The 21,959-nt window shown below is 63.0% G+C and carries 21 protein-coding genes and 1 tRNA gene; 15 read left to right on the top strand and 7 right to left on the bottom strand.

What is annotated here, in order from left to right; all coding sequences use genetic code 11:
* The first annotated feature begins 12 nt into the window (after nt 1–12).
* Together QN224_RS00625 and QN224_RS00620 are read left to right on the top strand one after the other, a co-directional pair.
* A complete protein-coding gene (locus QN224_RS00625) occupies nt 13–1,095 on the top strand; it encodes an extracellular solute-binding protein (RefSeq protein WP_283975159.1) in 1,083 nt (360 codons plus the stop codon).
* 78 nt (nt 1,096–1,173) lie between these two features.
* Complete coding sequence (locus tag QN224_RS00620) at nt 1,174–2,343, top strand: multidrug effflux MFS transporter (RefSeq protein ID WP_283975158.1); 1,170 nt, start codon at nt 1,174–1,176, stop codon at nt 2,341–2,343.
* A gap of 187 nt (nt 2,344–2,530) precedes the next feature.
* On the opposite strand, the gene QN224_RS00615 is transcribed toward QN224_RS00620, so the two are convergent.
* Nucleotides 2,531–2,620: transfer RNA gene (locus tag QN224_RS00615), tRNA-Ser, on the bottom strand.
* A 284-nt stretch (nt 2,621–2,904) separates the two neighbouring features.
* Between QN224_RS00615 and QN224_RS00610 the strand changes: the two genes are divergently transcribed.
* The 3 genes from QN224_RS00610 (at nt 2,905) to QN224_RS00600 (ending at nt 5,359) form a co-directional block, all read left to right on the top strand.
* Entirely contained in the window at nt 2,905–3,222 is a 318-nt protein-coding gene (locus QN224_RS00610; RefSeq protein WP_283975157.1) for a hypothetical protein, read from the top strand.
* Nucleotides 3,223–3,372: 150 nt separating this feature from the next.
* Nucleotides 3,373–4,026 carry a peptide-methionine (S)-S-oxide reductase MsrA gene (msrA, locus tag QN224_RS00605; RefSeq protein ID WP_283975156.1) on the top strand — a complete coding sequence of 218 codons (654 nt, stop codon included), beginning with the start codon at nt 3,373–3,375 and terminating at the stop codon, nt 4,024–4,026.
* A gap of 340 nt (nt 4,027–4,366) precedes the next feature.
* Nucleotides 4,367–5,359, top strand: coding sequence for a BMP family protein (locus QN224_RS00600; RefSeq protein ID WP_173511352.1), 993 nt, complete (start codon nt 4,367–4,369; stop codon nt 5,357–5,359).
* 89 nt (nt 5,360–5,448) lie between these two features.
* Here the strand turns inward: QN224_RS00600 and QN224_RS00595 are convergent, their stop codons facing one another.
* The gene (locus QN224_RS00595) at nt 5,449–5,658 is read right to left on the bottom strand and encodes a SlyX family protein (protein WP_173511353.1); all 210 of its coding nucleotides are present in this window, start codon (nt 5,656–5,658) and stop codon (nt 5,449–5,451) included.
* Between the two features lie 111 nt (nt 5,659–5,769).
* Nucleotides 5,770–6,507: a sulfate transporter family protein gene (locus tag QN224_RS00590; protein WP_283975155.1), complete on the bottom strand. Its 738-nt coding sequence runs from the start codon at nt 6,505–6,507 to the stop codon at nt 5,770–5,772.
* A 263-nt stretch (nt 6,508–6,770) separates the two neighbouring features.
* Here QN224_RS00590 and QN224_RS00585 point away from each other — a divergent pair, with 263 nt between their 5' ends.
* The 3 genes from QN224_RS00585 to QN224_RS00575 are packed head-to-tail and all read left to right on the top strand — an operon-like array spanning nt 6,771 to nt 9,777.
* A complete protein-coding gene (locus QN224_RS00585; RefSeq protein ID WP_283975154.1) occupies nt 6,771–8,132 on the top strand; it encodes an amidase in 1,362 nt (453 codons plus the stop codon).
* Nucleotides 8,129–9,040 carry an ROK family protein gene (locus QN224_RS00580; RefSeq protein ID WP_283975153.1) on the top strand — a complete coding sequence of 304 codons (912 nt, stop codon included), beginning with the start codon at nt 8,129–8,131 and terminating at the stop codon, nt 9,038–9,040. Before QN224_RS00585 ends, QN224_RS00580 begins: the two co-directional genes overlap by 4 nt.
* The gene (locus tag QN224_RS00575; RefSeq protein WP_283975152.1) at nt 9,037–9,777 is read left to right on the top strand and encodes a copper homeostasis protein CutC; all 741 of its coding nucleotides are present in this window, start codon (nt 9,037–9,039) and stop codon (nt 9,775–9,777) included. Before QN224_RS00580 ends, QN224_RS00575 begins: the two co-directional genes overlap by 4 nt.
* On the opposite strand, the gene nagA is transcribed toward QN224_RS00575, so the two are convergent.
* The 4 genes from nagA to QN224_RS00555 are packed head-to-tail and all read right to left on the bottom strand — an operon-like array spanning nt 9,774 to nt 13,622.
* On the bottom strand, nt 9,774–10,934 hold the full coding sequence (gene nagA / locus QN224_RS00570; protein WP_283975151.1) for an N-acetylglucosamine-6-phosphate deacetylase: 1,161 nt from the start codon (nt 10,932–10,934) through the stop codon (nt 9,774–9,776). The two genes, QN224_RS00575 and nagA, sit on opposite strands and share 4 nt — an antisense overlap.
* The gene (locus tag QN224_RS00565) at nt 10,931–11,953 is read right to left on the bottom strand and encodes an SIS domain-containing protein (RefSeq protein WP_283976071.1); all 1,023 of its coding nucleotides are present in this window, start codon (nt 11,951–11,953) and stop codon (nt 10,931–10,933) included. Before QN224_RS00565 ends, nagA begins: the two co-directional genes overlap by 4 nt.
* Before the next feature lie 26 nt (nt 11,954–11,979).
* The gene (locus tag QN224_RS00560; RefSeq protein ID WP_283975150.1) at nt 11,980–12,744 is read right to left on the bottom strand and encodes a GntR family transcriptional regulator; all 765 of its coding nucleotides are present in this window, start codon (nt 12,742–12,744) and stop codon (nt 11,980–11,982) included.
* Entirely contained in the window at nt 12,741–13,622 is an 882-nt protein-coding gene (locus tag QN224_RS00555) for an N-acetylglucosamine kinase (protein WP_283975149.1), read from the bottom strand. Before QN224_RS00555 ends, QN224_RS00560 begins: the two co-directional genes overlap by 4 nt.
* A gap of 197 nt (nt 13,623–13,819) precedes the next feature.
* Between QN224_RS00555 and QN224_RS00550 the strand changes: the two genes are divergently transcribed.
* The 7 genes from QN224_RS00550 to QN224_RS00520 all read left to right on the top strand — a co-directional run bounded on the left by QN224_RS00550 (nt 13,820) and on the right by QN224_RS00520 (nt 21,958).
* Entirely contained in the window at nt 13,820–14,719 is a 900-nt protein-coding gene (locus QN224_RS00550; protein ID WP_283975148.1) for an N-acetylmuramic acid 6-phosphate etherase, read from the top strand.
* A 52-nt stretch (nt 14,720–14,771) separates the two neighbouring features.
* Nucleotides 14,772–16,031, top strand: a complete 1,260-nt coding sequence (locus QN224_RS00545) for an ABC transporter substrate-binding protein (RefSeq protein ID WP_173511362.1) — start codon at nt 14,772–14,774, stop codon at nt 16,029–16,031.
* A 421-nt stretch (nt 16,032–16,452) separates the two neighbouring features.
* Nucleotides 16,453–17,403: a sugar ABC transporter permease gene (locus QN224_RS00540; protein ID WP_283975146.1), complete on the top strand. Its 951-nt coding sequence runs from the start codon at nt 16,453–16,455 to the stop codon at nt 17,401–17,403.
* 13 nt (nt 17,404–17,416) lie between these two features.
* The gene (locus QN224_RS00535) at nt 17,417–18,256 is read left to right on the top strand and encodes a carbohydrate ABC transporter permease (protein WP_173511364.1); all 840 of its coding nucleotides are present in this window, start codon (nt 17,417–17,419) and stop codon (nt 18,254–18,256) included.
* Complete coding sequence (locus QN224_RS00530; protein WP_283975145.1) at nt 18,253–19,317, top strand: Gfo/Idh/MocA family oxidoreductase; 1,065 nt, start codon at nt 18,253–18,255, stop codon at nt 19,315–19,317. The genes QN224_RS00535 and QN224_RS00530 overlap by 4 nt, the downstream gene beginning before the upstream one ends.
* A 16-nt stretch (nt 19,318–19,333) precedes the next feature.
* Entirely contained in the window at nt 19,334–20,344 is a 1,011-nt protein-coding gene (locus tag QN224_RS00525) for an ABC transporter ATP-binding protein (RefSeq protein WP_283975144.1), read from the top strand.
* A gap of 390 nt (nt 20,345–20,734) precedes the next feature.
* The gene (locus QN224_RS00520) at nt 20,735–21,958 is read left to right on the top strand and encodes an efflux RND transporter periplasmic adaptor subunit (RefSeq protein WP_312841702.1); all 1,224 of its coding nucleotides are present in this window, start codon (nt 20,735–20,737) and stop codon (nt 21,956–21,958) included.
* Nucleotide 21,959: the final 1 nt, after the last annotated feature.

Below are 21,959 nucleotides of genomic sequence, written 5' to 3'. Positions count from 1 at the left end.
AGGAGGAATCCTATGAGAAAATGCCTGACAGCAGGATTGATGGTGATGGCGACGATGGTCGTTGCACCGTCCTTTGCGCAGGAGGATGCGCGCGCCACCACCTGCTCCAATCCGGTGGAAATGAAAGGCTTCACGACCTGCGCGGACGTGGCCAAGGCCGAAGCGGAAGGTGCGCTCGTCCTCTATTCGCCCGCGCCCGAGCCGGGGACGGTCAAGATCCTGGAGGAGTTCAACAAGCTCTTCCCGAACATCAAGACGAGTTACGTCCGGCTCCAGACCGGCGCCCTCTACGCCCGCCTGATGGCCGAGCGCCAGGCAGGCAGTTATCTGGCCGACGTGCTGCATATGTCCGACCAGACGCTCGTCCACGACTTTCAGAACAAGAACGGTTTCGCGCCCTATGCCTCCCCGCAGCTGTCGCACTATGGCGCGGAATACAAGAGCCAGCCGGAGGGCCTGTGGACCTGGGGCGCAGTGATCATGGCGGGCTTTGCCTACAATCCGGCCTTCCTCAAGGCCGAAGAGGCGCCAAAAACCTGGGCCGAGATCGACAATCCTCGCTGGGACGGCGCCGTCAGCGTGAAGTCGAGCAATTCCGGCCTCCAGTTCCTGACATGGGAGCTCGTCGGGCGGGCAAACGGCGGCGACGCCTTCTGGGAGAAATTCTCCGAACTCAAGCCGAAGGCCTTCGATTCCTACGTCCAGCAGTATGACCGTATCGTCAACGGCGACGACAAGCTGGCCGTGACAGCGCAATATTCCGGCTATCTGCTCTATCACAAGAAAGGCGCGCCGATGGAATTCGTCGCGCCCAGCGACGGCTTGCCGGCCGGCCCTGAAATCTGGGGCGTGACGAAGGAGGCTCCTCACCCTGAAGCGGCCCGCCTCTTCCTCGATTGGTTCCTCTCGCCGCTGGGGCAGAAAGTCCAGGCGGAGAATATTTTCCTGCATTCGCCTCGCACCGATGTCGATCCGCCGCCCGGCGGCGCGCCGATCGCCGAGCTCAAGCTGATGTTCCTGAAAGAATCCCCCGAGTTGCTCGCCCGACGGAAGGAATTCGTCCGCATGTGGAGCGCCATGAGCGGGCTGCGTTGACAATACCCGCCGGCCGCCGCCCTTCACCATCGGCGGCCGGTTCCTCCAATCCTGTGCGAGACCGCAATGCAGCCGATCATGAGCGAATTCCGAACGGCCTTCATTGGCGCTGTCATTGTCGCTCTCGGCTCCATAAGCATGTCGATCTACACGCCGGCCATGCCGCTCCTGGTTGACGAATTCTCGACTTCCGTGGCGGCCGTCCAGTTCACGCTGACCATCTATCTTGCGGGTTATGCTGCCGCCATTCTCGCCTGCGGCTCGCTCTCCGACGCCTTCGGCCGGCGGCGAACGGCGATCGGTTTCCTGGTCGTCTACCTGATCGGATGCGCCGTCGCGCTAGCGGCGTTCACAGTGGAGCTCCTCACGGCCGCGCGGCTGCTTCAGGGCATCGGGGCGGCCGCTGGGGTCTCGATCTCACGAGCGATCGTGCGCGACCAATACCACGGGCAGATATCGATGCGCATCATGAGCCTGATCGGCCTCATATTCGCCGTCGGTCCCGCTGTTGCGCCGACCTTGGGCGGAGCGATCCTCTCGGCGTTCGGCTGGCACGCGCTCTTCATCATGATGGCGGGCTACTCGGTCTTCGCGCTCGCTGTTATCGTCCTCCTATGCCGGGAGACGAACCTCATGCGCAGTTCCGACATGGTGAGACCGGCAGTGGTGATGCGGACCTATCGCGCGATCCTGATGAACCGCCACTTCCTGCACGGTAGCCTCGTGCTGGGCCTTTCGGTCGGGGGCATCTATACTCTTGCGGTCGTGCTTCCGTTCGTCCTCGTCGAGACCGTCAAGCTGACGCCGACGCAGTTCGGCATGGCAATGATCTTGCAGACCGGCGCCTATGTCATCGGCAGCGCGATCGCTGCGCGGCTCCTCAGGCAGATCCGAGGCGAGGATCTGCTAACGGCCGGCATCGGGATCGTGGCTGCGGCGAGCATCGCGCTCGCCTGCAGCGGTCTCCTCTACACGACGCTGTGGACAGTGATGCTGCCTGTCGGGCTATGGGCCTTCGGCGCCGCCTTCATCATCCCGGGCGCAACCACGCTCGCGCTTGCAGAATTTCCCCACGCAGCCGGCGCCGCATCGGCCATGACTGGCTTCATGCAGATCGGCGGCGGCCTCGTCGGATCTCTACTGGTTGCACTTCTCCTCGCGGCTCCGTCGGCGGCCTTCTACACCATCCTTCCCGCGATGGCCTTCGCCGCCGCGGCCTGCCGCCTTGGTTACCTTCTCAGGGTGTGATCGCCTCGGTGAGCTTGTACGCAGTTTCCGCCTTCTTGGCGTTCTTACCTTTGCGTCCGTAAGCACTCTGGCGCCCCGCTGATACCCGCATTTTCCATTTTTGATACCCGCATTCGTACCCGCTTTTCGCCGGGTTTCGGCGGTAAGTGAAACGTGGGCATGGATAAGGGTGCTTGGGAAAGGCTAATGGCGGACAGAGAGGGATTCGAACCCTCGATACGCTTTCACGTATACACGCGTTCCAGGCGTGCGCCTTCAACCACTCGGCCACCTGTCCATCCTTAAACAGCCGATGGTCAGTCCGGCTGGATGGGGGAAGAGCGAAGCTCCACCGACGTGCGCCGGACGAACCGGCGGACGGGCGCGATATATACCGATGATCTGCGCGGGATCAACTGGTTTCTGACAGTTTAATTGACATCTTGTGAAATGGCGTCGGCGAAGCCGACCATTGCGCTCGCAACTTGCGGCGCTTATCTCTGGCGCATAAGCGTAATTGATCGGACAAACGCGTGGCGCGTATCTGGAGCGTAGCGGGCCACGGCGGCCGAAAGGACGAAGATGCGGTTGCTGCTGAGGCTTGCAAGTTTTCTCGTGCTTACGGTGGCGGTGCTCGTCGGGACTGTTGACGCGATCCAGTCGGTTGCGGCTTCGGCGCCAGCGACGACCTCGCTCGCCGATGCCATGTCCGCCCTCGGCCCGGATGCGCTCAACTGGGTGCACGCTCTGCAGCGCACGGATGCCGGGCCAGCCATCTGGTTGGCGGGGCTGCAATGGCTGCTCGCCCGACCCGCCTTCGCGGTGCTCCTGGCACTCGCCCTGCTCCTCTGGATGGCAGGCTACAAGAAACGCCCCGCCGCGGGCCGATTTGCCGCCTGATTTCGACTACAGCGCCGTGCATCTTATCAGAAGCGCAAAGGACGCTGTGGCACTTTGAATTGCTGCATGTTTCCTTAAATCGGCTTCGATTTAAGGAAACATGCAGCAGCCCGTCATCGACGCTTTCCGCGCGCACGAAAGGAGCCGGAGATGTTTCTGATCGACATGTTCAAGAAGAAGACGATCCTGCCCGATGCGCAGACGGCGCTCCGCGGACGCGAGGAGGAAATCCCGACGGCGGAGATGCATTTCGTCTCCGGACGTCCGCTGAAAGGCCCCTACCCCGAAGGCATGAGGAGGGTGCTTTTCGGCATGGGCTGCTTCTGGGGCGCCGAGCGGCTGCTCTGGAACATCCCCGGCGTCTATGTCACCGCCGCCGGCTATTCCGGCGGGCTGACGCCGAACCCGACCTATCAGGAGACGACGACCGGGCTCACCGGGCATGCGGAGGTCGTGCTTGTCGTCTACGACCCGGCCAAGGTTTCCTTCGCAATGCTGCTCAAGACCTTCTTCGAGGAACACGACCCGACCCAGGGCATGCGGCAGGGCAACGACATCGGCACGACATATCGCTCGGCGATCTATGTCTATGACGAGGAGCAGCTTCGCGAGGCGGAGGCTGCCCGCGACGCCTTCCAGAAGGCGCTGACGGCTTTCAATCATGGCGGCCAGATCACCACCGAAATCGGCATGGCCGGACCGCTCTACTTTGCCGAGGACTATCACCAGCAATATCTGGCCAAGAACCCCGATGGCTATTGCGGCCTTCGCGGCACCGGCGTCAGCTGCCCGGTCGGGCGCTAGGTCTGTTTTCGCGCTATTGCATGTTTCCTTGGATCGTGGCCGAGCAAGAATAAAACCATGCAGCAATTCAAAGTGCCACAGCGTCCCTTTCGCGTCTGATAAGACGCGCGGCGCTGCAGGCACGGCGCACCGATTTGCTCCTTGAGTCCGGCGTTCGGCGGCCCCTCGCCGGGCGTCGGCATCTTTTTTACCATCCGAAAAAATTTGAGTGTTTTTTTGCGGAAGCCGTGCAAGGATGCGCCCACCCAAGCCTTAACAAGAGAGGGGCGGGTCGCGCGGACAGGCTCGTGGGGGCTGCCGGCAGACCCGATAAGATCAATAGCGACAATAGGGCTGCACGATGAAAAAAACCATTCTCGGTCTCTTTGCTTTCTCCATGATGTCCGCGACGGCACTGGCCGCCGACATCAAGCCGGCGATCATCTACGATCTCGGCGGCAAGTTCGACAAGTCCTTCAACGAAGCGGCTTTTAACGGCGCCGAAAAGTTCAAGGCCGAATCAGGCATCGAATACCGCGAGTTTGAAATCGCCAACGACGCTCAGCGCGAACAGGCGCTGCGCCGCTTTGCCAGCGACGGCAACAGCCCGATCGTGATGGCCGGGTTCAACTGGGCGGCATCGCTCGAGAAGATTGCCGTGGAATATCCGGACACGAAATTCGCGATCATCGACATGGTGGTCGAAAAGCCGAACGTCAAATCGATCGTGTTCAAGGAACAGGAAGGCTCCTATCTCGTCGGCGTGCTCGCCGGTCTCGCCTCCAAGTCGAAGACCGTCAGCTTCGTCGGCGGCATGGATATCCCGCTGATCCACAAGTTCGCCTGCGGCTATGTCGGCGGTGCGAAGTCGGTCGGCGCGGACGTCAAGGTGCTCGAGGCCTATACCGGCACGACGCCGGACGCGTGGAACGATCCCGTAAAGGGCGGTGAAATCGCCAAGTCGCAGATCGACCAGGGCGCGGATGTCGTCTATCACGCCGCCGGCGGCACCGGCGTCGGCGTGTTGCAGGCGGCAGCGGATGCCGGCAAGCTCGGCATCGGCGTCGATTCCAACCAGAACATGCTGCAGCCGGGTAAAGTGCTGACCTCGATGCTGAAGCGCGTCGATGTCGCCGTCTACGACGCCTTCATGGCGGCGAAGGACGACAAGTTCGAGTTCGGTATTTCCAACCTCGGCCTCAAGGAAGACGGCGTCGGCTATGCGCTGGACGACAACAACAAGGCCCTCATCACGCCCGAAATGCACGATGCGGTCGAAAAGGTGAAGGCCGACATCATTGCCGGCAAGGTCCAGGTGCACGACTACATGAGCACCGAATCCTGCCCCTACTGATTGCGGTGACCTGACATCAAGAGGCCGCCTGCTTCGCTTGAAGCAGGCGGCCTCTTCGTTTCCGGCGGAGCGGCATGAAGCGGCTTCCGTCAGTAATGCGGCGGGCGGGTCACCGGAACCGCATCACGCGCCTGCTCCTCGAGGCTCAGGAAGCGCTCCGTCAATCGGTCGAGCTTCGCCCTGGTCTGTTCGACCACCTTCCACTGTTCGGCCAATTGATCCGAAAGCTCCTCGATGGTCTTCGCCTGGTGCGCCAGCATTTCTTCCAGACGTACGATCCGGCTTTCTTTGTCACTCATGCCGTCCTCCATCGCATTCGTTTCAACTTGTTGGGGCCCGATGCGAGCGGAAAGCCTGCGCGGGATTTCCGGGCAGATTGTCCAAGTCACTGCCCCTGTCAAGCAATGGCCTCACGCGCCGGCCACCGCTTTGTGAGCCGCCGAGAAGCCTGGGTCACGTGCCGAAAGCATCTTGTGGAGATGCACCATCACGCCGGCGGCGAAGAGCGGTGTCAGCAGGTTCAGCAGCGGCACCGCCAGGAAGGCCGCCAGCACGAGCCCCGCGAGAAACACGGTCGAGCGGTGTTTGGTGCGAAAAAGCCGCGCCTCCGCGGGCGGGCGATAGCGCATGGCGGCGAACTCGAAAAACTCCCGCCCGAGCAGATAGCCGTTGACGAGGAAGAAGGCGATGAGATTGACGCCCGGCACAAGCAGCAGCAGGAGGGCGATGATGTTGCCGATGACCACGACGCCGAGGAATTTCGCCGATCCGGTCATCGCCTCCACGAGCGGCAGCGGCTTGCCGGGCGCGCCATCGGGGTAGTCACGCGTCTCGATCACCTCGGCGACGTCATCGAGGAAGAAACCGGCAATGAGGGCGGTGACCGGCGCAAGCAGAAGGGCGAGCGCCAGGGCCAGGCCGAGGCTCGCGAAGATGCCGACGACGAATGTGAGCCAGCCGGCCCAGTCCGGCATGCCCGGCATCAGCGCGTCGATCCAGGGCAGAGCGAGCCAGACGAACAGTTCGCGGAGCGCGAACCAAAGGGCGATGAGCGCGAGCAATGTCAGGCCAAGCACCTTCCAGAAGACCGAGCGGGTCTCCGCCGCAAAGAGATTTGCGAAGGCAAGTCGCGCCGCATCCATAATCATGACCGCTCTCCATCGACAGCAAGGTGGCTCAGCGGCATGTAGGCAGATCCGTTGGAAACAACAAGACAGGCAGCAGTTTCAGCGGCCGATCTGCGATTGCGTTGCAAGCCGCGCCGCATCGTGCCGCCTCGCCGCCGGCAAAAATCGCCTGGGTCATTGCCCCCAACCGCTGGCAAACGGGACGGAGGGCGATATGCTATGCCTAAAATCGATGCAGGGCGGTGTCGCGCCGACAAGACGTCGCGGCCAGCCAGGGAGACGAAATGACCAATCAGAAAACGCTCGCCAGCCTCGCCGTTCTTGTCCAGTCCGGCAAGCTCGATCCCGTCAAACTCGCCGCAGAGACGTTTCATCGCATCGAAGCCTGTCCGGACCAGTCGATCTTCGTCGGTCTGACGCGCGAGCGTGCGCTCAGGGAAGCGCAAGCCGCGTCAAGCCGGCTCAAGGCGGGACGTTCGCTCGGTCTGCTCGACGGCCTGCCCGTCGTCTGGAAGGATCTGTTCGATCTTGCCGGCAGCGTGACGACTGCGGGCTCGGTCGTCTTCAAGGACGATCCGCCCGCGACGGCCGACGCGCCCGTCGTCGGCGCGCTCGCCGCCGCCGGCATGGTCAGCGTCGGCCGCACGAACATGAGCGAGTTTGCCTTTTCCGGCCTCGGCATCAATCCGCACTATGGAACCCCACGAAATCCGGCATCGCCGGATGTCCACCGGATTCCCGGCGGCTCGTCCTCCGGCTCGGCCGTGGCCGTCGCGGCGGGCTTGGTGCCGGTTGCGATCGGTACCGATACCGGCGGTTCGGTACGCATCCCCGCGGCAATGACCGGTATCGTCGGCTACAAGGCGACGCGTGGCCGCTATGCGATGAGGGGCGTGTTTCCGCTTGCCGAAAGCCTCGATTCGCTTGGCCCCCTCTGCCATACGGTACAGGATGCAGTGTGGGCGGATGCCGCCATGCACGGCCTGACGGCACCGGTCATCCGCCGCGCCGAACTCGCCGATCTCTCGATCGTCATTCCCGAAACGGTCGTCTTCGACGACGCCGAGCCGGAAGTGGTCGCGGCCTTCGAGGCGGCGATCAAGCGGCTCGAGGCGGCGGGCGTCAAAGTGAGACGCGCGCACTTCCCGAGCTTCGCCGCCGTGTTCGATCTGGCGGCGCGCCATGGCGCGCTGGTGACGGCGGAAGCCTATGCGCTCCACCGCGAACGCCTGGCCGGTCCCGAGGCGACGCGCATCGATCCGCGCGTCGTGACCCGCACCCGGCTCGGCGAGAAGATTACGCTCAGCGACTACATCGCCATTCTCGATGCACGTGACCGATTGATCCATGAGACGGTGGAGGGCCTCGGGCCCGGCGAACTGATCGCGCATCCGACATTGCCGCATGTCGCACCGCCGATCGCACCGCTTCTTTCCGACGACGAACTCTTCTTCAAGACCAATGCCAAGACCTTGAGGAACACGCTGATCGGCAATTTCCTCGATTTCTGCGGCGTCTCCATCCCCTGCGGCACGGGTGCCGCCGGTATGCCGGTCGGCTTTCTGCTCTCCGCACCCCACCACCAGGACGATCGGCTGCTTGGCGCGGCCCTTGCCGCCGAGGCGATCATCCGGGGTGAAGCATGATCATCTGCTTCGATATCGGCGGGTCCGCGATCAAAGGCGCGATCACCCATTCGCCGGAGCGGATATTTCCCCTGCCGCGGCGAACCACGCCGCTTGATGATTTTCGTCGGTTCGTCGCAACGCTCGAGTCGGTGCTCGACGAAGCGGGCGGCCTGCCGGAAAGGGTCGCGATCTCGATCACAGGCGTCATCGATCCGGAAACGCGCCGGATCAAATGCGCCAATATTCCTTGTATCGACGGGCGGGAGCTTGCCGCCGAGCTCGAGGCCGCCTTGCACCTGCCCGTGGTGATCGCCAACGACGCCGATTGCTTCGCGCTAGCGGAAGCCGGTATCGGCGCGGGACGCGGCCATCGGATCGTCTTCGGGGCGATCCTCGGCACAGGGGTCGGCGGCGGACTGGTGGTCGACGGGAAGTTGATCAACGCCGATGGCGGCTTTGCGGGGGAATGGGGGCATGCTCCCGCCGTCGCGTCGGAGGCGGGACACCCTCCCATCGCCATACCGATCTTCGACTGCGGTTGCGGGCAGCGCGGCTGCGTCGACACCGTGGGCGGCGCGCGCGGGCTCGAGAGACTGCATACGACAGTGCATGGAAAATCTCTCTCCAGCCACGAGATCATCGACGCCTGGCAGAGCGGCGACGAAGAGGCGGCGCGGACGATCGATATTTTCGTCGATCTCATAAGTTCGCCACTGGCGCTCGTCATCAACATAACCGGTGCGACGATCGTCCCGGTCGGCGGCGGCCTCTCCAACTCCGAAGCCCTGCTTGCCGAAATCGACCGCGCAGTGCGCGGCAGCATCCTGCGGCGCTTAGACCGGCCGCTGGTCGTGCGCGGGGAATGCCGGCTCGAGCCGGGCCTGATCGGCGCTGCCCTGCTCGGATTCGGAGGGAAAGGCGCATGAGCGGCATCCTGCTCGAGGTTTGCGTCGACGACGCGGACGGCCTGATGGCGGCGGTCGAGGGCGGTGCCGATCGCATCGAGCTGTGCTCTGCCCTTGCGCTTGGCGGTTTGACACCAAGCCCCGGATTGATGGCGCTCGCCGGCCCGCCACCGGTGCCGGTCTATGCGATGGTCCGACCACGCGCCGGTGACTTCGTCTATGGCCCTGCCGATCTCGATGCGATGCGCCGGGACATCGATGCGGCCCGCGCCGCCGGGCTTGCCGGCGTCGTCCTCGGCGCATCGCTATCGGATGGCCGACTCGACGCGCAGATGCTCCGCAAGCTTACCGGCCACGCGGCGGGATTAGGGCTGACCCTGCACCGGGCCTTCGATCTGGTGCCCGATTTCGCCGAGGCAATCGAGATCGCGGTCGATCTCGGCTTCGAGCGCATCCTGACCTCCGGAGGTGCGAAAACAGCACCGGAAGCCGTCGACACACTGGTGCGGATTATCGAGTTGGCAGCAGGCAGGATTTCCGTGATGCCCGGCTCCGGCGTTACTATCGACACGATCGACGTGCTGCTCTCCAGACTTGCCGTCACGGAAGTGCATTCGTCCTGCTCCGTTCGTGAGTCGGCTCAGGATCCGCGGCTGGTGGCGATGGGCTTCGTTTCCGGAGGCCGACGCCGGACGGATGCGGCGACGATCAAGGCAATGAAGGCGCGACTGGACGCTGTGTGGACGCCAGGTGGTTAAGCCGAAAAGACCTGTTCGCCGCCAATCCAGGTCGACTTCATCGCAAGCTCCGGCGTCAGAAGCAAGAAATCGGCGTCCGTCCCGGGCAGCAGCCGCCCCTTGTGAGAGGCAATGCCCATGACATCGGCCGGATAGGCGGATGCCATGCGGATCGCTTCCTCGATCGGCAGGCCGAGTTTCTCGTGTACGAAACGGACCGAGGACAGCATGTCGATGTCTGCTCCCGCGAGCGTTCCGTCGGCAAGCGTCAGACGCCCGCCCTGGCGGAGGATTTCGCGACCATTGAGATGGAAGCTGGTCATCCCGGTACCGATCGGCGACATCGCATCCGTTACCAGGAAAATCTGTCCCGGTCCTTTCTTGCCCCGCAATGCGATGCCCATCGATGCCGGATCGACATGGAAACCATCAGCGATCATGCCGGCGTGCAGCGCGCCCGTTGCGAGCGCCGCGCCGACGACGCCCGGTTCGCGGTGGCCGAGGCCGCTCATCGCGTTGAAGAGATGCGTGACCGTCCGCGCGCCCGCCTTGGCATAGCTGGAGGCGGTTTCGTAACCGACATCGGTATGGCCGAGGCTGACGACGGCACCGGCATCACAAAGCGCGCGCACCTGCTCCCGCGTGGCGTTTTCCGGAGCGACCGTCACCATCAGGCAGCCCAAAGCGCGTGCGCAGGCGACCATCTCTGCCAGATCGGCATCCTCCATCGGGCGGATCAGCGAAGGGTCATGGGCCCCCTTGCGGGCGATCGAAAGGTGCGGGCCTTCAAGATGCAGGCCGAGAAAGCCGGCGACGCTCGCCCTTTTTGCCTCTAGTCCGGCCTTGATGGCGGCGCTTCGCACTTCGCGCCTGTCCGTGATCAGGGTCGGCAGAAGCGCCGTGGTGCCGAATTTCGCATGCGCGGCGCAAATTTGCCGAATGCCATCGAGGGTCGGCTGCTCGTTGAACAGAGCGCCTCCGCCGCCATTGACCTGCAGATCGATGAATCCCGGAACGAGAAGCAGGCCGTGTGCGTCGACCACGTCTGCATCGGCGGGCGCTGCGGCGGCCGGAGCGATCGCCTTCACGCGGCCCGCCTCTACGACGAGAACTGCGCCGTCATGCCAGTCGATGCCGTCGAAGATCCGCGCTCCGGTGATTTTCTTCTTCGCAATCATCGTGTCTCCGTCACCTTCTTGAGAGTTGCGGGCGCATCCGGATTGAGGCCGCGCGAGCGCGACCAGGCCTCGACGAAGCCATAGAACGGCAGAATCAGCGCCAGCGCATCGGTAATCGGATGTCCCGTCTCGACGAAGGGCAGGCGTTTCGCCTTCTGAGCCCTTGCCGAAGTGACATGCACGACCGCACCCTTGGCACTCATGCTGTCGGCGCTCTCGACCACAGAGACTTCGGCCGCATCACGAGCGGCAAGCGCCAGCACCGGAAATTTGGCGCCGACAAGCGCAACCGGACCATGCAAGACTTCCGCCGAGGAATAGGCCTCGGCATGCATGCCCGACGTTTCCTTGAATTTCAGCGCCGCTTCGCTCGCAATCGCCAGCGCCGGCCCACGGCCCAGCACGTAAAGCGATTCGGCCTCGCCGAGATCGGCGGCGAAATCCTGCCAATCGAGCTTCACAGCCTTGGCGAACTGGTTCGGCAGATCTGCAACGGCGCGCTTGAGCGCCGCGTCGCCCGTCCATTCGCCAAGCACGGCAAGGCCCGCGACGATGGAGTTAACATAGGATTTTGTCGCGGCGACGGCGAGTTCGGGACCGGCAAGAATGTCGAGCGGATGGGTGCAGGCCTCGGCGATCGGCGAAGGCACCGTGTTCGTGAGAGCGATCGACACCGCGCCGGCGCGTGTTGCCGACTGCGCCATCGCCACGATGTCCGGGCTCTTGCCGGACTGCGAGATCGCGATCGCAGCCGCATCACCGAGCTTCAGACTGGCACCGTAGATCGAAGCGAGCGACGGCCCGAGCGAAGCGACCGGGCGACCGGCCGTGAGTTCGATCGCATATTTCAGGAACAGGGCCGCATGATCCGAGGAGCCGCGCGCGATCGTCACGAGGCATGCCGGATCCTTTGCCTTGAGCGCCGCGCCTGCCGCGCTCATGGCCTTGGCAGAGCGATCCAGCAGCCGCGCGGTCGCTTCCGGGATCTCATCGATTTCTCGCCGCATGTTGGTTTGCATCATCCATTCCTTTCCTGGCGTCGCGGTCAGGACTCCGAAAGGGTCAGTTCCGCGACAAAATCATAGGCGTCGCCCCGATAGAGCGAACGGGTGAATTCAACGACACGCCCCGAGGCGAGATACGAGACACGCTCGATGGAAAGGCCGGCGGCGCCTACGGGGACACCCAGCATCGACGCGTCGGGATCCTTGATATTGCACGCGGAGATCCGCTGCACCGCTCGAACCGGCCGGGCACGGGTCTCGTCGAGCGCGGCATAGAGCGACGAGGTGACAGCCAGCGGATCCGGCAGGAATTCCGCCGAGACGCTGGCGCGCTCGATCGCCAGCGGCATGTCGTCGGCGATGCGAAGGCGGCCGAGACGCGTAACCAGCGCATCGGCCGGAAGACCGAGGGTCATCATTTCGTCGGGCGACGGGTGGAACAGCCCGCGCTCCAGCCATTCCGCCCGCGTATTGAGGCCGCGCCGTGCCATGTCCTCGGTAAATGAGGTCAGCCTCGACAGCGACTGCTCGACGCGGGAGACAGGTCTGACGACGAAGGTACCGGAGCCATGGCGGCGTACAAGCAGCCCATCGCGGACAAGGTCATCGACCGCCTTGCGCACGGTCACCCGGCTGATATTGGCATAGTCCGCGAGATCCCTCTCCGGCGGCAGCGCATCTCCATGGTTGAGCTTGCCGGAGAGGATCGCTTCCTCGAGCGACTGCCTGAGCTTCAGATAGAGTGGACCTGCTCCGCCCGATTGCAGGCCTTCCAACGGCAGAATGGCGGCAAGTTGCTGAGTCATGCGCCAACCTCCTTGGAACCGAAACGCGCGGCGGCCAGCGCCACCGCTCCGGTCAAGGCATCCGCCTCCGCTTCGACAAAGTGCTTCTGGTGGCGCTCGGCAAGCCACGGACGATAAAGCGGTGCCAAGCCGCCAAGCAGGCAGAGCCGCTCGCTTCCTCTCGATACAATCACGTCGAGCGCCTCGTCGATCGTCGTCGCGGCAGCCTTCAGCAAGCGCAGCGCCACGGCATCGCCGCGTTCCGCGTGTTCGAAGACACGCGGGGCGTAGCGTCCGAATTCGCCGGGCTTGGCAAGTCGCGCAAAGTCGACCACGTCCCTCGGATCGTTGTTGAATTCCGCCATAACGGAATCGGTTACCGGCGAGCCCTCGTGAATGCCATCGAAGGCGAGCAGGCTTTCCTGCAGCAGCGCATGACCGATGCGCGCACCGCTGCCATGATCGCCGATCGTGAAGCCCCAGCCGCCGACATAGCTCACGGCCTCGCCATTGCGCGCGATGTAGATGGTGCCGGTTCCGAGAATGGCGACTGCGCCGTCCTTGCCGCCGAGCGCGCCCTGGAGCGCGATCAGTCCATCGGACTCGATTTCCGCCACCGCAAAGGGGAGGCGCCGCTTCACATAATGCACAGCATCACCGACATTGTGGCCCGCAACGCCGACGATTGCGCTTGCGTTCGCGATCCCGGCCGGATCAAGGCCGGCATCTTCAAAGGCGGCCCGCGAGGCCCCCGCTATATTCGCAAGCGCTGTCTCCGGATCGGTCAGGATGTTTGCGGCACCAGACTTTCCGCGACCGAGAATTCGGCCGTCCGGCGCGGCCACAGCCGCGCGGCAGCTCGTTCCGCCACCATCGATTCCGATCAGATAAAACGTCATGGGCACCTCCGCATGGACAAGATACCAAAAAAAGACCAATAACCAAGCACGATTTCGTCAGGCAGCTAACATTTGAAATAAACCGTTGTTTTTCCGCGGATTTTTTCAGCATTCGACGTTCCAAGCCACAAAAATTAAAATTCTCCTAGACAATTGGTATTTTTTTGGCATTAATTCACGAAGAGGAGACAAAGCGCATGCCGTCAACGAAGACCGAAGAGCGCCACGACAATGCCAAGGGCCTGGATGTGATGCATCCGGCGCTGGCACTTCGCCTGCTCGCCTCCGGTCAGCAGGCGGCGGCGAAATCGGTCGATGCAGCGATCGAGCAGATCTCGGCCGCAGCAGCACTTGCGGCGCAAGTCCTTTCCGCCGGCGGGCGGCTCGCCTATGCGGGTGCGGGAAGTTCGGGTCTGATGGCCATGGCGGACGCGCTCGAACTGCCGGGAACCTACGGCATTCCGCAGGAACAGATCATCATTCTTCTCGCTGGCGGCGCGGCAAGTCTCGCCGATCTCGCCGGCGGCTATGAAGACGACATGGACCTTGCGCGTGCGGATGTGCGCAATTCCGGAATTACTGCCGGTGACTGCCTCATTTCCGTCTCCGCCAGCGGCTCCACGCCTTATGCGCTCGCTGCCGCCGACGAGGCGAAGAAGCGCGGCGCAAAAGTCATCGCCATTGCCAACAATGCCGCCGCGCCGCTGTTCAAGGGCGCCGACGTCTCGATCCTCTTACAAACGCCGCCGGAAGTCGTATCCGGCTCGACACGTATGGGCGCCGGTACGGCGCAGAAGATCGCCTTCAACATGTTTTCGACGCTGGTCGGCATTCATCTCGGCCATGTGCTCGACGGGCACATGGTCAACCTGCGGGCAGACAATATCAAGCTTCAAGGGCGTGCGATGCGCATCGTCTGCGACATCACCGGCGTCAGCGCCGCCGAGGCAGGCCGGCTGATCAAGGCGGCGTCGGGTTCGGTCAAGGTCGCGATCCTGCTCGCTTCCGGGGCAGAGGATGTCGCCGCCGCCGAAGCCGCGCTCAAAAGCGCCAATCAGAACTTGCGCCGGGCGATCGAAATCGTCTCGCATCGATAAAACTGGGATCCAAACCGCGCCTTGGCGGCGCCTATAAAAAGGGAGAACATGCATGACCCGCACAACAATGAAAGGCTTGCTGCTCGCCTCGAGCATCCTCGGCTCGGCCGGGCTTGCCCAGGCCCAGGACGTGACGCTGACGATCGAGAGCTGGCGCAACGATGACCTGGCGATCTGGCAGGAGAAGCTCATCCCCGCCTTCGAGGCAAAGAATCCTGGCATCAAGGTCGTCTTCTCGCCCTCCGCCCCGACCGAATATAACGCAGCCTTGAACGCCAAGCTCGACGCCGGATCCGCCGGCGACCTCATCACCTGCCGCCCGTTCGACACTTCGCTCGAACTCTTCAACAAGAAGCACCTCGCCGACCTGACCAGCTTGCCGGGCATGGAGAACTTCTCCGACGTGGCGAAGTCTGCCTGGTCGACCGACGATGGCAAGGCAACCTTCTGCGTGCCCATGGCTTCGGTCATCCACGGCTTCATCTACAACAAGGACGCCTTCGACCAACTCGGCCTTTCGGTTCCGACGACCGAGGAAGAGTTCTTTGCCGTTCTGGAGAAGATCAAAGCCGACGGCAACTATATCCCGATGGCGATGGGCACCAAGGACCTCTGGGAAGCCGCGACCATGGGCTACCAGAACATCGGCCCGACCTACTGGAAGGGTGAGGAAGGCCGCCTGGCGCTGATCAAGGGCGAGCAGAAGCTGACGGACGAGCCCTGGGTCGAGCCCTACCGCGTGCTCGCCAAGTGGAAGGACTATCTGGGTGACGGCTTCGAGGCCCAGACCTACCCGGATAGCCAGAACCTCTTCACGCTCGGCCGCGCGGCGATCTATCCGGCCGGTTCGTGGGAAATCTCCGGCTTCAACACCCAGGCGCAATTCAAGATGGGCGCTTTCCCGCCGCCGGTGAAGAAGGCCGGAGACACGTGCTACATCTCCGACCATACCGATATCGGCATCGGCCTGAACGCCAAGAGCCCGAACGCCGAAGCTGGCAAGACCTTCCTCACCTGGGTCGCTTCGCCGGAATTCGCGGAAATCTACGCAAATGCGCTGCCGGGCTTCTTCAGCCTGAACTCGACGCCGGTGAAGATGACCGATCCGCTCGCCCAGGAATTCGTCTCCTGGCGCGAAAAGTGCAAGCCGACGATCCGTTCGACCTATCAGATCCTGGCGCGCGGTACGCCGAACCTCGAGAACGAGACCTGGGTCGAATCGGCCAATGTCATCAACGGCACCGACACGCCCGAAGTGGCCGCCAAGAAGCTTCAGGACGGCCTCGACAGCTGGTTCAAGCCCGTCAAATAATCATGGAAAGGGCGCGCGATCCCCGCGCGGTAGCGCGCCCTTTCTCTTCGCACGAAATTTCCCTCGTGCGCTGTGAAGGACGCCGTATTTGTGTTTGGATGTCCGGTGCGAAGCCGGATGTGAAGGGACCAGGGAGCCCGGCTTAGCCGGCATTTTCCCATGTCACGGTGGTGCTTCGCCTGCGCCACACCTTCATGCTCGGCCCAGCTGGGCCCGCGCCACGCTCCATTGGAGAGGCGCAAGGGGCGAACCGATCATGACCAGGACATCCCGCGTTCGGGCAAGATCGCCGAACGTGAAGGGATAGCCTGAATCAAGGGACCGGGACGTCCTGGCGCGTCACGCGAGCGCGCTGCATTTCGGACGAAATCGGAGCTGTGCCAATAGCGGCCAGCCAGTTTATAGAGCGGGCCAGAGGCCGATGAACCCAAGCGATCCCAAAACGACGGACATCAACGAGATCAAGCGTCCCCGGCGCTGGCATATCCTCGTGTTCCTGCTGCCGGCCCTGATCGTCTACACCGCGGTGATGATCCTGCCGCTGATCGAGACGCTCAGGCAGTCTTTCTTCAACACCGTCGAAGGACAGTACACTTTCGTGGGCTTAGGCAATTTCAAGGTGCTCTTCGGCGACCCCCGCTGGGCGGCGGATTTCTGGAACGCGCTCAAGAACAATTTCGTCTTCTTCCTGATCCACATGGCCGTGCAGAACCCGATCGGCATTGCGCTGGCGGCCATGCTGTCGATCCCGAAGCTGCGCTTCAGTGCCTTCTATCGCACGGCCATCTTCCTGCCGACGCTCTTATCCTTCGTCATCGTCGGCTTCATCTGGAAGCTCATTCTCTCGCCGATCTGGGGTGTGGCCCCTTCCCTGCTGGATGTCGTCGGCCTGAAATGGCTGTTCGCGCCATGGCTCGGCAAGCCCGATTCCGCTCTGATCGCGGTCTCTCTGATCTCCGTCTGGCAATATATCGGCATCCCGATGATGCTGATCTACGCCGCGCTGCTCAACATTCCCGACGAGGTCATCGAGGCTGCGGAATGCGACGGCGTCACGGGCTGGAGCCAGTTCTGGAAGATCAAGCTGCCCTTGATCCTGCCGGCGATCGGCATCGTCTCGATCCTGACCTTCGTCGGCAATTTCAACGCCTTCGACCTGATCTACACGGTGCAGGGCGCGCTTGCCGGCCCGGACAAGTCGACGGACATTCTCGGCACCCTGCTCTACCGCACCTTCTTCGGTTTCCAGCTGCAGCTCGGCGACCGGTCGATGGGCGCGACCATCGCGGCGATCATGTTCCTGATCATTCTCGCCGGCGTCTCGCTCTACCTCTTCGTCATCCAGCGCCGCATGCGCCGCTACCAGTTCTAAGGGAGGATCCGAAATGTCGAAAGCACGCGCCTCCCTTGGCCGGACTGCCGGCGTTCACATCGCGCTTATCGCCTACACGCTCGTCGCGCTGTTTCCGGTATTTTTGACGATCGTCAACTCGTTCAAGAGCCGCAACGCGATCTTCCGCGAGCCCTTGGCGATCCCGACACCCGAAACCTTCAGCCTGATCGGCTACGAGACGGTTTTGAAACAGGGTGACTTCGTCGGCTATTTCCAGAACAGCACCATCGTCACGGTCGTCTCGATCGCGCTCGTCCTGCTCTTCGGTGCCATGGCCGCCTTCGCGCTGTCCGAATACCGCTTTCGCGGCAATGCCATGATGGGGCTCTATCTGGCGCTCGGCATCATGATCCCGATCCGCCTCGGCACCGTCGCCATCCTGCAGGGCATGGTCGCGACCGGCCTCGTCAACACGCTGACGGCACTCATTCTCGTCTACACGGCACAGGGCCTGCCGCTTGCCGTCTTCATCCTTTCCGAATTCATGCGCACCGTATCGGATGACCTCAAGAATGCCGGACGCATCGACGGGCTTTCGGAATACGCGATCTTCTTCCGGCTGGTGCTGCCGCTGGTTCGCCCGGCCATGGCGACGGTCGCCGTCTTCACCATGATCCCGATCTGGAACGATCTCTGGTTCCCGCTGATCCTCGCGCCGGCGGAGACGACGAAAACGGTGACGCTCGGCTCGCAGATCTTCATCGGGCAGTTCGTGACCAACTGGAACGCGGTCTTGTCCGCGCTGTCTCTGGCGATCTTCCCGGTACTCGTCCTCTACGTCATCTTCTCGCGGCAACTGATCCGCGGCATCACGGCAGGAGCAGTCAAGTGAGTTCAACCGTCAACCCGGTCCGCGTTCTTTGCGCAGGCCTCGGCAACATGGGGCGCAGCCACGCGCTCGCCTATCACCAAAACCCCGGCTTCGAGATCGCCGGTCTGGTCAATCGATCGAAGGTCGCATTGCCCGACGCGCTTGCGGGCTACGAGATCCTGCCATCCTTTGCGGAGGCGCTCACAGAGCTCAGGCCGGAGCTCTGCTCGATCAACACCTATTCCGACAGTCATGCAGACTATGCCGTGATGGCGATGGAAGCGGGCGCGCATGTCTTTGTCGAAAAGCCGCTCGCCACGACTGTAGCCGATGCGGAGCGTGTCGTCGCCTGCGCCCGGGCCAACGGCCGCAAGCTGGTGATCGGCTACATCCTGCGCCACCATCCCTCCTGGATGCGGCTGATCGCCGAGGCGCGGAAGCTGGGTGGCCCTTACGTCTTCCGCATGAACTTGAACCAGCAATCCAGCGGACCGACCTGGGCGACGCACAAGTCGCTGATGCAGACCACACCGCCGATCGTCGACTGCGGCGTGCATTATGTCGACGTGATGTGCCAGATCACCGACGCCAGGCCGGTCGAGGTCCGTGGCATGGGCCTGCGCCTCTCCGACGAGGTGGCGCCGGACATGTACAATTACGGGCATCTGCAGGTGATCTTCGACGACAAGTCGGTCGGCTGGTACGAGGCCGGTTGGGGGCCGATGATCTCGGAGACCGCCTTCTTCGTGAAGGACGTGATCTCGCCGAACGGATCGGTGTCGATCGTCATGGACCAGGACGCGAAGTCAGACGACATCGACGTGCACACCAAGACCGCCGTCATTCGCGTGCACAGCGCAGCGACCGGCCCGGACGGCCGCTTCCTCAAGTCCGACGAGGACCTGACAATGGAGGGGGAGCCGGGGCACCAGGAACTCTGCGACCGCGAGCAGGCCTTCGTGCTCAAGGCCATCAGCGAGAACATCAATCTCGACCGCCACATGGATGATGCCGTGCAATCGCTCAAGATCTGCCTGGCTGCGGACGAAAGCGTGCGCACCGGCATGCCGGTCAAGCTTTAACCAAGAGGGGCAACACGTGGGATCACTGCAGCTCAAATCCATCCGCAAGGCCTTCGGCAGCCATGAGGTGCTGAAAGGCATCGACCTCGAGGTGAAGGATGGCGAGTTCGTCATTTTCGTCGGCCCCTCGGGCTGCGGAAAATCGACGCTGTTGCGCACCATTGCCGGACTCGAGGACGCCACCTCGGGCAGCGTGCAGATTGACGGCGAGGAGGTTGGCCACGTCGCTCCGGCCAAGCGCGGCATTGCCATGGTGTTCCAGTCCTACGCGCTCTATCCGCACCTGACGGTCAAGGACAACATGGGCCTTGGCTTGAAGCAGGCAGGCGCGCCGAAGAAGGAGATCGACGAGAAGGTTTCCAAGGCGGCCGGCATGCTGTCGCTGGAGCCTTATCTCGCACGCCGTCCGGCAGAGCTTTCGGGCGGCCAGCGGCAGCGCGTGGCGATCGGCCGCGCGATCGTTCGCGAGCCAAAACTGTTCCTCTTCGACGAGCCGCTGTCGAACCTCGATGCGGCGCTCCGCGTCAACACGCGGTTGGAGATCGCCCGGCTGCACCGCAGCCTCAAGGCGACGATGATCTATGTCACCCATGACCAGGTCGAGGCAATGACGCTCGCCGACAAGATCGTCGTTCTGAACGCCGGCCAGGTCGAGCAGGTCGGTTCGCCGATGGAACTCTATAACCGACCGGCCAACGTCTTCGTCGCCGGTTTCATCGGCTCGCCGCAGATGAATTTCATCGAGGGTGAGCGGCTCGGCGACGCTCAAGCCAAGACGATCGGAATCCGTCCCGAGCATATCGGACTTTCCCGCGAGAGCGGCGAGTGGAAGGGCAAGGTCATCCACGTCGAACATCTCGGCGCCGACACGATCGTCTATCTCGATACGGAAAACGTCGGCACGATCACGGTGCGGCTGTTCGGTGAACACCGCTATGCCGAGGACAATATCGTCTATGCGACGCCGGTCATCGGCAGCATGCACCGCTTCGGCACGGACGATCGCGTGATCAATTCCGGGCGGTGAGGCCCGGATGTCGATGTGACTGCCCTCACCCTATCCTCGCACGCGGGAGAGGGGACTGGAACGGCGCGGCAAGCCCCTTCTCCCCGCCTGCGGGGAGAAGGTCGCGGCAGCGGGATGAGGGGCGGAAATCCGCTCTCGGAGCTCTTCGACGAAGTATCACGCATGCGTGATCGCCAGCAGCTGCATGGCCGAAACGCTTTGCAGCTGTTGGCTTTTTTCTTCTTCAGGTGTGATTTCCAAATCGGTGTTGCACTGCGGGAGAAATTAACATACATTTGTGTCTGTATATTAGCTCCCCGGTATGTTCCCACGCCGATACCGGACCCGCTTCATCTCACTTTCGGACCGCGCAACACTGCAAAGTGCAACGGCTGCGGGCGGTCCTTGATTATGGACATTGCGATGCGACGCATGAAACGACCGACACTGGCCGCGGCTCTGGCAACTGTGATTTTTCTTGCCGGCTGCCAGAAGAACGAAGAACAGCAAGCCGCCCCGGCTTTCCCACCGGCGGCGGTGGCCGTCTACACGACAGTGGCGGAAGCCCTGCCGATCACCAACGAACTGCCGGGCCGCATTACTGCGACGCGCATCGCCGAGGTTCGGCCGCGGATTTCCGGCATCGTCGTCGAACGCGTGTTCGAGCAGGGCACGATCGTCAAGGAAGGCGACGTGCTCTACCGGATCGACCCGGCCCCCTTCCAGGTGAAGGTCGACAGTGCCGAAGCGACGCTGAAGCGGGCACAGGCCGTCGCCGACCAGGCCAAGCGGACCGCCGATCGGCAGTCGCGGCTGAAGGAAGCACAGTTTGCGGCGGTGCAGCAATTCGACGACGCGATCGCGGCGCTCGCCCAGGCCGAGGCCGATGTCGGCATTGCCGAGGCGGGTCTCGCCGAGGCGAAGCTCAACCTGCAATATGCGAACGTCACCGCACCGATCAGCGGCCGCATCGGTCGGGCGCTGATCACCGAAGGCGCTCTTGTCAGTGCGACCGACACGCAGAACCTCGCGACGATCCAGCAGCTCGACCCGATCTACGCCGACTTCACCCAGTCGGCGACCGACCTCATCCGCCTGCGCAAGGCGCTCAAGGACGGTCAGATGATGAGCTCCGACAACGAAGCTGAAGTCCAGCTCATCCTCGATGACGGAACGCCTTATTCGCTGAAGGGCAAGCTGCTGTTCTCCGAAGCTGCCGTGGACGCGACCACCGGTCAGGTGACGCTGCGCGGCGAGTTCCCCAACCCGAATAACGATCTGCTGCCGGGCATGTATGTGCGCGTGCAGATCCAGCAGGGCTTGGAGAAGGATGCGATCACCGTTCCGCAGCAGGCTGTCCAGCGCAACAATGCCGGCCAGTCCCAGGTCTACATCGTAAGCGCCGACAACAAGGTCGAATTCCGCAACATCACGCTTGGACGCACCGTCGGCGACCGCTGGCAGGTGACTTCCGGCCTCAAAGCCGGTGAAAAGGTAATCGTCGAGGGCTTCCAGAAGGTTGGCCCGGGCGCGCCTGTGCAGCCGTCCAACTGGGACCCGAACGCAAAGCCTGCGACCGAACAGGCCAGCGCTCCGGAAGCCGCCGGCGAAAAGCCCGCCACCGAAGCGAAGTGAG

The sequence above is a fragment of the Sinorhizobium sp. 7-81 genome, assembly GCF_030124405.1.
GTDB classification, from domain to species: Bacteria; Pseudomonadota; Alphaproteobacteria; order Rhizobiales; family Rhizobiaceae; genus Sinorhizobium; species Sinorhizobium psoraleae.
This window is presented reverse-complemented; position numbering and strand designations above follow the sequence as displayed.